The following is an 11,245-nucleotide window of genomic DNA, read 5'->3' as shown; positions in this document are numbered from 1 at the left end:
GGGGCGGTCTACCACCGGGGTCGACTGGGGGACGCCATCGTCGCCCACATGACGACCAATGGCCTGATAGCCCTGTACGTCCTGGCCTTCGGGCGCTGGTCGCTGTGGTCCTGAAGCAGCAAAAGCCCCGCTCCAGAGAGGATGAAAAACAGGCTTTTTTCCTCGTGTGGCCTTTCATGTCCGTCCACCGAAACGGTTTTTGAGGAAGAAACCTTATTCGCCCCCCTCGCCTAGCCCTCTTCTGGTGGGAGAGGGGACCAAAGGGACATAGCGCGATTGCCTCAAGCCGACGAAGGCTGGCATTTTTATTGGCGCGAAGTTCTGCGATAATAGCTGCCTTTCCACGGAGAGGTACCGAAGCGGTCACAACGGCGCCGACTCGAAATCGGATGGGGGCTGAAACGCCCCACAAGGGTTCGAATCCCTTCCTCTCCGCCAAATACCGCCATAAAAGAACCCGCACCTCCCAACAGGTCAGCGGGTTTTTTTATTCCTCAGCCAAACGCCTCCGAGGGCTTTGATTTTCCATCCCCCGGCCTAATCCTCCGCCCATGAAAACCACCGCGCTCCTCGAAAAGTACTGCAAATCCGGGCCACGCTACACCTCGTATCCGCCCGCCCCCCATTTCCACACCGGCTTCACCGACGCGGACTGGGAGGCCGAGCTCAAGGCCGAGCGGGACAGCGGACGCGGCCTCTCGCTGTACGCGCACATCCCCTTCTGCGACACGCTGTGCTGGTACTGCGGCTGCAACATGGTGGCGACCCGCGATTATGGCCGGGCCGAGCGCTATCTCGACCTGCTGTTCCGGGAGATCGACCACGTTACCGGCCTAATTTCGCCGCATCATCAGGTTCGGCAAGTGCATTGGGGCGGCGGCACGCCGACATTCCTCAAGCCCGCCGACATGGAGCGGCTGTTCGGTCATCTGCTGTCGGGCTTCACCCTGGCGGACGACGCGGAAATTGGCTGCGAGGCCGACCCCCGCGAACTGACCCGCGAGCATGTTCAAACGCTGAAAAATCTCGGCTTCAACCGGATCAGCCTGGGTGTGCAGGACTTGGACGAACGGGTACAGAAAACGGTCAACCGGGTGCAGCCAGAAGCGCTGATTCGGGAAGTCTATGGCTGGATGCGGGAGGTTGGCTTTGAATCGGTGAACATGGACCTGATGGTCGGCCTGCCCCACCAGACCGTGGCGAGTTTCGCCAAAACCTTGGACGCCATCATCGACATGCGCCCGGACCGGCTAGCGGTATTCAACTATGCCCATGTGCCGTGGATGAAGCGGCACCAGAAGTTGATTCCCGAAGCGGACCTGCCCGATTTCCACACCCGCATCGCCTTGCAGGAACTCATCCTGGACCGGCTCACCGGCGTGGGTTACGTCTACATCGGCATGGACCACTACGCCCTGCCCGGCGACGAACTGGTGGAAGCGCAGCGGAATAAAACCCTCTACCGCAACTTCCAGGGTTACACCACCCACAAGGACTGCGACATCCTGGCCTTCGGCGCGTCGGCCATCAGCCAGACCGACGAGGTCTACGCGCAGAACCTCAAGAAACTTTCGGAATATCGCGACCGCATCCAGGCCGGGCGCTTGCCCACCGAGCGTGGCTTAAGAATCAGCCGCGAGGATAAGCTGCGCCGGGAAGCCATCACCCGCATCATGTGCGACTTGGAACTGGACACGGCAGCATTTGGGCGAGAATGGGGCGTGGAATTCGACGCCCATTTCACTTGCGGCGAAGAATTGGCGGAATTGGCGGCGGATGGCTTGCTGGTGCTGGACGGGGATGTCATCCGCGTTACCGATAGCGGGCGGTTGTTTCTGCGGAATATCGCCATGCTGTTTGATGCTTATTTGCGGCAGCCAGCCACGGGCGAAGCGCCGAGATATTCAAGGACGGTGTAACCGTTTGTGGGAGCGGGCTTCAGCCCGCGACCGGGCAACGGGGCGATGTCGCGGGCTGAAGCCCGCTCCCACGGCGGATTACCGCCGGGCAATCACGTCCCGGTTCCGTGTTCCCTTTAACGCCGCCTCGATGATGTCGCCCCTCACAAATTGGGGCGATTCGTTCTTGACGAAATCGGAGAATTCCCGCGCCACCGCCGACAGCCGCTTACCGGCCCGATGCACGATGAACCACTTACGCATGATCGGAAAGGATTCCACGTTCAGCACAGCCAATCGCCCGTCCTCCAGTTCGCGCTCCAAGGTGTGGATCGACACGATACCCAAACCCAGCCCCTCCTCCACGCCCTGCTTGATGGCGCCGTTGGTGTTCATCTCCATGTTGATATTCAACCGGACGCCCCGCTCGGCCAGGAACCGCTCCACCGAGTTGCGGGTGCCGGAACCCTGTTCCCGCATTAGGAAGCTCTCCTGCGCTAGTTCATCCAGGGCGATGCTGTCCCGCCCGGCCAGGGGATGATCGACCGGAGCGATGACCACGACGGGATTGTCGAGGAAGGCGTCCGCTTCCAGGCTGTCGTCGTCCGGCGGCTGGCCCATCAGCACGATGTCGGATTCGTTGTCCTCCAACTGCCGCAACAAACCCTTGCGGTTGGTCACTTTGAAGCTGACCCGGACTTTTGGGTGGCGGCGACAGAATTCGGCCAGCAGCCGGATACCAAAATAGTGGACGGTGTTGGCCACGGCCACCAACAGCCGACCGCCCTCGGTGCCCTTGAGTTCCTCGACCAATTGCTCGGCCTCCTCCAATTGTTGGGAAATGGTCCGGCTCAGGCGGTACAATTCCTCCCCCGCACGGGTCAGGTAGATTTTCTTGCCCAGCCGCTCGAACAGCGGCAGGCCGACGCTTTCCTCGAACTGCTTGATTTGCATCGAGACCGCCGGTTGGGTGAGGAAAAGCTCCTCGGCGGCGCGGGTAAAACTCAAGCGCCGGGCGACCCGCTCGAAAACCTTCAACTGCCGGAGGGTGACATTCATGGCTAAACCCGCTTTCTTAATAAAGTTTGATTTATCTCTAAGGTAAATATTTCTTACTTTTCTTATACTAAAAAGCCATTAAAGTATCCACCCCATGCCAATCGGGCATCGGAGCCGCTATTCACCCGCCACCGATCTTGTCAAGCCCACCGCCCAACGCCGCAAGCCCTTGGAATCACGGGAAGATTAGATGACAAAGCCGGTTCCGCTGATAGATAATTCACAATCTACTATTCGACAACAACCTTCTGAGGAGAACAACATGCCTTCGCGCCGAGAACTTGCCAACGCTATACGCGCCTTGAGCATGGATGCCGTACAGAAAGCCAACTCCGGTCATCCGGGAGCGCCGATGGGAATGGCGGACATTGCCGAGGTCCTGTGGAACGATTACCTGCGTCATAACCCGACGAACCCGAAGTGGCCGGATCGCGACCGCTTCGTGCTGTCCAACGGGCATGGCTCCATGCTGATCTATTCCCTGCTGCACCTGACCGGCTACGACCTGCCCATCGACGAACTGAAGCAGTTCCGTCAGCTCCACTCCAGAACCCCCGGCCACCCGGAATACGGCTACGCCCCCGGCATCGAAACCACCACCGGCCCCTTGGGTCAGGGCATCACCAACGGCGTCGGTTTCGCCATCGCCGAGCGCACCCTGGCCGGTCAGTTCAACCGCCCCGGCCACACCATCGTTGACCACAACACCTATGTGTTCCTGGGCGACGGCTGCATGATGGAAGGCATCTCTCACGAAGCCTGCTCGCTGGCTGGCACCATGGGCCTGGGCAAGCTGATCGCGTTCTATGACGACAACAATATCTCCATCGACGGCGAAGTGCGCGGCCATCCGGGCCACACCCCCGGCTGGTTCCAAGACAACACCCCGGCCCGCTTCGAAGCTTACGGCTGGCATGTCATCCCGACCGTGGACGGCCACGATCCCGAAGCCATCAAGGCCGCCATCGAAGCCGCCCGCGCCGAGACCGGCAAGCCGACCCTGATCTGCTGCCAGACCATCATCGGTTTCGGCTCCCCCAACAAGCAGGGCAAGGAAGAATGCCACGGTGCCGCGCTGGGCAATGACGAAATCGCCCTGACCCGCGAAAACCTGGGCTGGCCGCACGCCCCGTTCGAAATCCCCGCCGACATCGCCGAGGGGTGGGACGCCAAAGAAGTGGGTGCCAAGTACGAGTCCGACTGGAACGACCGCTTCGAGAACTACCGCCGCGAATTCCCGGAACTGGCCGCCGAGTTCGAACGCCGCATCGTTGGCGAACTGCCGAGCGATTGGGCCGAGAGGTCGGGTGCCTTCATCGCCGCCGTGGCCGAGAAGGGCGAAACCATCGCCAGCCGCAAAGCCTCGCAGAACACCCTGAACGGCTTCGGCCCGCTGCTGCCGGAACTCTTGGGCGGCTCCGCCGACTTGGCGGGTTCCAACCTGACCCTGTGGAAAGGCTGCAAGGACATCAACGCCGAAGGCTTCAACGGCAACTATGTCTACTACGGCGTGCGCGAGTTCGGCATGTCCGCCATCATGAACGGTATCGCCCTGCACGGCGGCTTCAAGCCCTACGGCGCGACCTTCCTGATGTTCTCCGAGTACGCCCGCAACGCGCTGCGTATGGCCGCGCTGATGAAGGCGCCAGTGTTGTTCGTCTACACCCACGACTCCATCGGCCTCGGCGAAGACGGCCCGACCCACCAGCCGGTCGAGCAGACCGCCACCCTCCGCATGATCCCCAACATGCAGGTTTGGCGTCCGTCCGACGCGGTGGAATCCGCCGTGTCCTGGGCCGCCGCCATCGAGCGTAAGGATGGCCCGTCCACCCTGATCTTCTCTCGTCAAAACCTGCTGCACGTTCCCCGCACCCCCGAGCAGATCGAAGCCATCCGCAAGGGCGGCTACATCCTGCGCGACTGCGAAGGCGCCCCCGAGGCCATCCTCATCGCCACTGGCTCCGAGGTGGAACTGGCGGTGAAGGCTCAGGAAGCGCTGGCCGCGAAGGGCAAGAAAGTCCGCGTGGTCTCCGTGCCGTCCACCAACGTGTTCGAAGCTCAGGACCAAGCCTACCGCGACGAGGTGCTGCCGCCGTCCGTCACCAAGCGCGTGGCCGTGGAAGCCGGTTCCACCGATGGGTGGTATAAATACGTCGGCTTTGACGGCAAGATCATCGGTCTCGACCGCTTCGGCGAATCGGCTCCGGCGGGTCAGTTGTTCAAGGAGTTCGGCTTCACCGTGGACAATGTCGTCAAGACAGTCGAAGAACTGTTCTAAACCTTACGCCAAGGCCCACCTCCCGCCCCGTTCGTTCGGGGCGGGAGATACGATATAGACAAGCGAGGAACACACATGGCACTTATCACCCTCAGACAGCTACTCGACCACGCCGCCGAGAATAACTACGGCCTGCCGGCGTTCAACGTCAACAACATGGAGCAGGTCCAGGCCATCATGGAGGCCGCTTCCGCCGTGGACTCCCCGGTGATCCTGCAAGGCTCCGCCGGCGCGCGCTCCTACGCGGGCGAACCGTTCCTGCGTCACCTCATCCTGGCCGCGCTGGAACAGTACCCGCACATCCCGATTTGTATGCACCAGGACCACGGCGCCGCCCCCGGCGTGTGCTTCCGCTCCATCCAGTCCGGCTTTAGCTCGGTGATGATGGACGGCTCCCTGCAAGAAGACGCCAAGACCCCCTCCAGTTACGAGTACAACGTCCAAGTCACCCGCCTGGTGGCCGATCTGGCCCACGCGTGCGGCGTGTCCGTGGAAGGCGAACTGGGCTGCCTGGGTTCCCTGGAAGAAGGCAAGGCCAGCCTGGATCACTCCATGCTGCTGACCGACCCGAACGAAGCCGCTGACTTCGTGGCGAAGACCCACGTTGACGCCCTGGCCATCGCCATCGGCACCAGCCACGGCGCCTACAAGTTCAGCCAGAAGCCGTCCGGCAAGGTGCTGCGCATCGACCGCGTCCGTGAAATCCACGCCCGCATCCCCAGCGTCCACCTGGTCATGCATGGTTCCTCCTCCGTGCCGGAGGACTGGCTGCAAATCATCAACAGCTACGGTGGCGACATGGGGCAGACCTACGGCGTGCCGGTCGAGGAAATCGTCGAGGGCATCAAGAACGGCGTCCGCAAGGTCAACATCGACACCGACCTGCGCATGGCCTCCACCGGCGCCATCCGCAAGCACATGTCCGAGGACAAGAAGAACTTCGACCCGCGCAAGTTCCTGAAGGAAGCCACCAAGGGCATGACCGGCATCTGCAAGGCCCGTTACGAGGCCTTCAATTCCGCAGGCCAGGCGTCCAAGCTCAAGAAGGTCTACAACCTGGACGAAATGAGCAAGCGCTACGCCAAGGGCGAACTGGACCCGGTTGTGAACTAAACCGACCCAGTCATAAGCTCCGGCTCATGAAGGAAGGGGGCGGGTTAATCCCCGCCCTCTTTTTTTGTGCCCAGAAAAAGGCCGACTCGGTTTCAAAAACCGAGTCGGCCGACGTGATCGGTCGCGGTTGGAAACCGCCCCCACAGGTTCAGGGCATGGAATCGGCGTCGGCAAGGCCGCGTAAATCCTGCTTGAAAAGAATGGTCCCGAAATCGACCATCGCCATTCGCTCAAAGCCCCGCCGAGGCATCACCCACCCTCTCGCCTCGATCCCGCATCCCCGGCACATGAACCCGTCCCCGACGGTTAAGGTTAGACGGGGCGGGCGGGCAAGCTCACCGCGGCGCGTCCCCATCGCCGATGCGCAGCCTGACCGGCGTGCCGTTGTCCTTGTACTTGTGCGGAAATGGCTGACCGTTAAATTCCAGGCTGACATTGGCCGGTCGGCCCAAGGTCACCTTCAGCGGCAATTTCCCCGACACCGTTTTGGTCGCGCCCGGCGCTCCAGCCTCGTACAACAGGCGGCGTCCCGTCGCGTCCGACACGCTGGCCCATGACTCGCCCGAGAAGCGCAGCACCAGTGAATGGGGCGGTGGCGGCGGGGTTGGCGCTTCCGATGGGGCAACGGTGGGGGCTGGCGCTTGCTGAGCATCGGGCTTGGATGGCTCGATAATGGCGGAAAGCGGCGCCTCCGTAACGTGCGAAGCGGGCGGAATGGGCAGCGGCTCGCTGGGCGGCGGGGACAATGCCGTCGAGGGTTTGGGGGCGGGCGCGGGCGCGGGCACGAGCGCGGGAGTGACCGGAGCGGAAGCGGGCGCGGGCATCGGTGCCGGTTCCAACGGGAGTGGCACCAAGGCCAGAGCCGCGCCTTCCTGAGTCGTCGGCGTTGAGACGAGGCTCACGGCTTCGGGCGCTGGCTTTACCGAGTCTTGCTCGCCGAGATAGGGCACGGCCAGTGCCACCAGCCCGCCAATCGCGCCCAGAGCCAACACCATGGGCGCTAACCGCCAGTATCGGGAAGGTGCCGCCGGGGCGGCCGGAATGAATAATTCGCTGGGTTTGGGGGCGCCGGGCTGCATCGGCAAGGCACCGACCACCTCGTCTTCCGGCATATCCACCAAGCGCGCATAACTCCGCAGAAAGCCCCGGACATACACCGGCGGCGGCAGCTTGGCGAGGTCGTTTTCTTCCAGCGCCCGGACCGCCTGAATTGAAAGGTGCAACTGCCGGGCCACGGTTTCCAGGCTGAGATTCCGCGCCTCGCGCTGTTCGCGCAGCTTGGCGCCGGGATGCGGCGCGGCATGGGGCGGCGTGGAGCCGGACGCCTCGACGTCGTGGTTTTGGTTGGAATCGGTGATATTCATGAATCAACAACACAGGGGAGAAATATGCCCCTATGTTATCCGAGCCGGGGGTGAATCAAAAACCAGCCAGCGCTGACTGCTCAGGGCGCGAGGAACGCTTGGCATGCCTCCCAGGCGGTGGTCCAGGCGCTTTCGAAGCCATCCAGGGAAAAACTGGCCCGCCCGACCTCGGACAGAGACACCGTGAGGGTGCCGTGATTCTTCAGGGCGTCCAGGGGCGGCTCGTCGAGTAGCTGCGCGAACACGAAGACATCGCCCCGAGGCATCACCAGGCGCGCCCGGAGTTGGCGCGGGGGCAGGCCATCCAGTTGGAGGCTGGCCGTGGTCGCCTCGTCCCTTCCCCGGCTGGCGGGCGCGCCGGCCTTGTGGACGATCACGGCTTCCGCCGCGCAGCCCTGGGTCGGCGCGGCGGTCAGGGTCAGCGTTGTGGCGGTTCGCGGATCCTCGGTGCCTGCGCGGGCGGCGAGAAACAGCCCGGTGGCCGGATGACGGAAATCGAGCGAAGTCCATTCCCCGTGCCGTAGCACATGCCTGGCCCAGGGACCAAGGTCAACCGCCTCGGCACTGCCCATGTTCAGCGCGAGGAACGGCAACATTAAGGCCCGCCAAAGCGGCGGTGACGAGGCAAGGCGCGGCATGGCTGCTTCTGATAGGTGGCCGGGTCAGCATTGATACTCAAGCCTTTGGACGTAACCGGGCGATGATCGTTTCCCGCCCCGCCCCATCCCATCGACTGACCCGGGAAACTCGCGGCCCCCGCACGGTCCAATTTAGGCGGGCGGCGCAAACGGACGCTTCACGCCGCCCCCACATTCTCACCGACCGAACCATCCGTCACTATCAGGAGTGAAGTCATGGAGTTCAAATTTCCCCAAGCCCTGACCTTAGCCACCCTTTGCGGCCTCGCCTTGGCGGGCGGTGTGAACGCGCAGCAGACCCAGAACGACGCGCCCGTCGTGGGCCGGTCCACTCTGGGCGTGGCCGTCACCGAAACCGAACTGGTCGCCAAGGGCTGGCGGGTCACGAAGCTGCTCCGCGCCGATGTCTACAACGACAAGAAGCAAAAGATTGGGCGGGTCGACGACTTCATCGTCAGCCCCGACGGGTCGCTGTCGGTGGCCATTGTCGATGTGGGCGGTTTCTTGGGGCTGGGTGCCCACCGGGTTGCCATTCCCGTGCAGCAATTCACTGGCATCGAGCCCAAGATCACTTTGCCGGGAGCCAGCAAGGACAGTTTGAAGCAATTGCCTGAGTTCCAGTACGCCCGCTAAATGTTGCCGGAGGCGGGGTGGCGGAAATCCCTTTTCCGCCACGAATCCCAGTCGACTTAATGAGCCAACTCGCCACCCTTCGGTCCCGGCGCGCCGCCCAGGAAAGTCTTAAGCACCGCCAAGTCGGCGAAGTTCACCTTGCCGTCGCCGTTCAAATCGGCGTTGGGGTTGGGGTTCTTCTTGAGGAACTGAGATTTCATGGCATTCAGGTCGTTGTTGTCCACGTCGTGGTCATCATCCAAGTCCGGGTCGCAGGCATTGCCGTAGCCGTCGCCGTTGGTGTCCCGCTGATTTTGATTCCGTTGCAGGGCACAGTTGTCGTCTTTGCTGTGATCGCCGGTGGAATCGACGTTCTCAACATTATCGCTGTCGGCGTCGGCAACATTGACCGCCGCCATCTGCGAACCGATGTAGTCGCCCAGGTCGGTGTTGGGCGCGGTGAGGTCGATCTCGCCGAGTTCGTCGCAGGCATAGGGCGCGTCCTTGCAGCTATCCGGCGCTTTCAATGGCAGGGCTTCGTTGTTTTCCGCATCGTAGGCCCCGGCGTATTTGTAGAACTCGTAGCGCCGGGTGATGGAATTCTTGCCGTCGGCGGGCTGGCGCTCGTTTCGGACTTCGTTTTGCTGTTCCGCGCCATCGATGGGATTGCCAAACTCGTCACAAGTCGGCCGGGCCTGCTGCAACTGCCATTCCACTTCGGTTTCGCTCTTGTCCTGGGGAACCTTGGCGTTGTCGGTGAGCAGGTTTTCCAATTCGGCGTGTTCGGTCTCGGTTACGTATTCCACCATCCATTGCGCTTCCGGCCCCCACTTGGAGCAATCGAGCTTGTGCTCATCCTCTTGCTCGGGCGCCTCCTTGGGAATGACGGCCGCGACCACCGGATTAGGATTAGCTACGGGATCAGGGGCAGGCAGCACCTGCCACAGCGGCGCCGGAATGCTGACCGGGCTGTCGGAATGCTTGAGGTTGCCGGGCGCGGCGGGATCGGGCACCAGCCAGTGGTAAGTCACCTTGCTGGGATTGCCCACCGTGCCCACGCCGAAGTGCTCGCAGCCGCTGCTGTTGTTGACCAGGGGCGTGTTCACGCATTGGTGGCCGTTGGTCAGCATGGTGATCGGCGAGGGCAGGCTGACCGTCCGCAAGGGGAACGTGCCTGTTTTGGCGTCGTAAGGACTCTCATAACGCACCTTCAACACCGGCAGTCCGCTGACGGCGTCGGTCGTGTCAATCAGGCGGGGCTTGCCGTAGGTTTCCCATTCAAAGGCGTAGACTCCCGTGCTACGGACACCCTCCAGTTCGATTTCAAACCCGTTACAGTCGCCACCGGTATCGTTGATGATGTCGAAATTGGACAGGCTGCCGAAGGTCGGACTCGCGTTGGCCGGCAGGGTAGCGAGACAGGACAAGGGCAGAGCGACGCTTAAAGCCATCGAGAGTGCGCCGCGCAAAGTCGCGGGCTTGAGGATGCGCTGAGTAGTCATCGGTATTCTCGCGTAAAGGTGAAAGGACAGGATGTAGGTGGAATTCCGCTCAGCCGCGGATATTGGACCGGGTTCGGAAACCGAAGAATCCCCATAGGGCGCTCAGCATCAGCCAACCCGTGGCGGGCAGGGGAACCGCCTCGACGTTGACCGAGTCACCGGTAAACGTTGGAAACTGTTCCGGGCCGGTGATGGAGAAGAATCCGCCGGCCGCGGCCACCAGCGAAAGGTTGTAGTTGCCGGCGGCATTGGCATTGAACTGCAAGGTGCCCACCAGGGCCGGGCCTTCCAGACCAGTTGCCAAATCCCCGAAGGTAATGCCTTCGACACGGTCGCCCGTGGCGGCGACACTGGGCGTGCTGATGAGATCGGTATCCCCCAAAGGCTCGGCGGTGTAGGCGGCGAAGGCCAACTGGTTGCCGTCGGTGAAGTTGTCGAAAACGACATCGACGCCGCCGCCGAGGGTAGGATCGCCGGTGAAATCCATCCACAGTTCGAATACCGCCTGATCGCCGACGGACACGTTTGGCGTAAGGGAATTCAGCCAGAGGGACGAAGCTTCGGCGGAAGTCGCCGCGCCGGTCCCGACCAGCAGGGCGGCGGCGAGGATTTTGCGAAAGAGTCGGGGGGATTTCATTTTTTCTCCGTTGGTTGTGCCTTGATGAAGTCAGAGGAAGCAAGCAATCCCTTGCCTCGCCTTTAGCAGGGCAGGCGAGCTGTTACCACACTACGACAGAGAGCTTCGCCGCCGACGAAGCACCGGCGGCGAGGTTTCCGGTTC

9 protein-coding genes and 1 tRNA gene are annotated in these 11,245 nt (G+C 62.3%); 5 read left to right on the top strand and 5 right to left on the bottom strand.

The window, feature by feature from the left end; translation table 11 throughout:
* Positions 1–345 precede the first annotated feature (345 nt).
* Positions 346–438 (top strand) — tRNA-Ser (locus ACXWUF_RS11015).
* A 113-nt stretch (positions 439–551) separates the two neighbouring features.
* Positions 552–1,919, top strand: coding sequence for an oxygen-independent coproporphyrinogen III oxidase (gene hemN, locus ACXWUF_RS11010; protein ID WP_458494726.1), 1,368 nt, complete (start codon positions 552–554; stop codon positions 1,917–1,919).
* A 78-nt stretch (positions 1,920–1,997) separates the two neighbouring features.
* Here hemN and ACXWUF_RS11005 read toward each other — a convergent pair whose 3' ends face one another.
* Positions 1,998–2,957: a LysR substrate-binding domain-containing protein gene (locus ACXWUF_RS11005; protein WP_458494725.1), complete on the bottom strand. Its 960-nt coding sequence runs from the start codon at positions 2,955–2,957 to the stop codon at positions 1,998–2,000.
* Positions 2,958–3,219: 262 nt separating this feature from the next.
* Between ACXWUF_RS11005 and tkt the strand changes: the two genes are divergently transcribed.
* Complete coding sequence (gene tkt, locus ACXWUF_RS11000) at positions 3,220–5,235, top strand: transketolase (RefSeq protein ID WP_458494724.1); 2,016 nt, start codon at positions 3,220–3,222, stop codon at positions 5,233–5,235.
* A 75-nt stretch (positions 5,236–5,310) separates the two neighbouring features.
* Complete coding sequence (fba, locus tag ACXWUF_RS10995; RefSeq protein WP_458494723.1) at positions 5,311–6,348, top strand: class II fructose-bisphosphate aldolase; 1,038 nt, start codon at positions 5,311–5,313, stop codon at positions 6,346–6,348.
* 335 nt (positions 6,349–6,683) lie between these two features.
* Here the strand turns inward: fba and ACXWUF_RS10990 are convergent, their stop codons facing one another.
* Together ACXWUF_RS10990 and ACXWUF_RS10985 are read right to left on the bottom strand one after the other, a co-directional pair.
* The gene (locus ACXWUF_RS10990) at positions 6,684–7,712 is read right to left on the bottom strand and encodes a helix-turn-helix domain-containing protein (protein WP_458494722.1); all 1,029 of its coding nucleotides are present in this window, start codon (positions 7,710–7,712) and stop codon (positions 6,684–6,686) included.
* An 80-nt stretch (positions 7,713–7,792) separates the two neighbouring features.
* The gene (locus tag ACXWUF_RS10985; RefSeq protein WP_458494721.1) at positions 7,793–8,308 is read right to left on the bottom strand and encodes a hypothetical protein; all 516 of its coding nucleotides are present in this window, start codon (positions 8,306–8,308) and stop codon (positions 7,793–7,795) included.
* Positions 8,309–8,566: 258 nt separating this feature from the next.
* On the opposite strand from ACXWUF_RS10985, the gene ACXWUF_RS10980 reads away from it, so the two are divergent.
* Entirely contained in the window at positions 8,567–8,983 is a 417-nt protein-coding gene (locus tag ACXWUF_RS10980; RefSeq protein ID WP_458494720.1) for a PRC-barrel domain-containing protein, read from the top strand.
* A 56-nt stretch (positions 8,984–9,039) separates the two neighbouring features.
* Here the strand turns inward: ACXWUF_RS10980 and ACXWUF_RS10975 are convergent, their stop codons facing one another.
* The gene (locus ACXWUF_RS10975; protein ID WP_458494719.1) at positions 9,040–10,464 is read right to left on the bottom strand and encodes a dockerin type I domain-containing protein; all 1,425 of its coding nucleotides are present in this window, start codon (positions 10,462–10,464) and stop codon (positions 9,040–9,042) included.
* 49 nt (positions 10,465–10,513) lie between these two features.
* Complete coding sequence (locus ACXWUF_RS10970) at positions 10,514–11,101, bottom strand: hypothetical protein (protein ID WP_458494718.1); 588 nt, start codon at positions 11,099–11,101, stop codon at positions 10,514–10,516.
* Positions 11,102–11,245 lie beyond the last annotated feature (144 nt).

Source organism: Methylomagnum sp. (genome assembly GCF_054333355.1).
This window is presented reverse-complemented; position numbering and strand designations above follow the sequence as displayed.

Excerpts from the sequence above, each read along its gene's own strand:
- hemN (WP_458494726.1), top strand. The coding sequence starts at position 552 with ATGAAAACCACCGCGCTCCTCGAAAAGTACTGCAAATCCGGGCCACGC.
- ACXWUF_RS11005 (WP_458494725.1), bottom strand. The coding sequence starts at position 2,957 with ATGAATGTCACCCTCCGGCAGTTGAAGGTTTTCGAGCGGGTCGCCCGG.
- tkt (WP_458494724.1), top strand. The coding sequence starts at position 3,220 with ATGCCTTCGCGCCGAGAACTTGCCAACGCTATACGCGCCTTGAGCATG.
- fba (WP_458494723.1), top strand. The coding sequence starts at position 5,311 with ATGGCACTTATCACCCTCAGACAGCTACTCGACCACGCCGCCGAGAAT.
- ACXWUF_RS10990 (WP_458494722.1), bottom strand. The coding sequence starts at position 7,712 with ATGAATATCACCGATTCCAACCAAAACCACGACGTCGAGGCGTCCGGC.
- ACXWUF_RS10985 (WP_458494721.1), bottom strand. The coding sequence starts at position 8,308 with ATGTTGCCGTTCCTCGCGCTGAACATGGGCAGTGCCGAGGCGGTTGAC.
- ACXWUF_RS10980 (WP_458494720.1), top strand. The coding sequence starts at position 8,567 with ATGGAGTTCAAATTTCCCCAAGCCCTGACCTTAGCCACCCTTTGCGGC.
- ACXWUF_RS10975 (WP_458494719.1), bottom strand. The coding sequence starts at position 10,464 with ATGACTACTCAGCGCATCCTCAAGCCCGCGACTTTGCGCGGCGCACTC.
- ACXWUF_RS10970 (WP_458494718.1), bottom strand. The coding sequence starts at position 11,101 with ATGAAATCCCCCCGACTCTTTCGCAAAATCCTCGCCGCCGCCCTGCTG.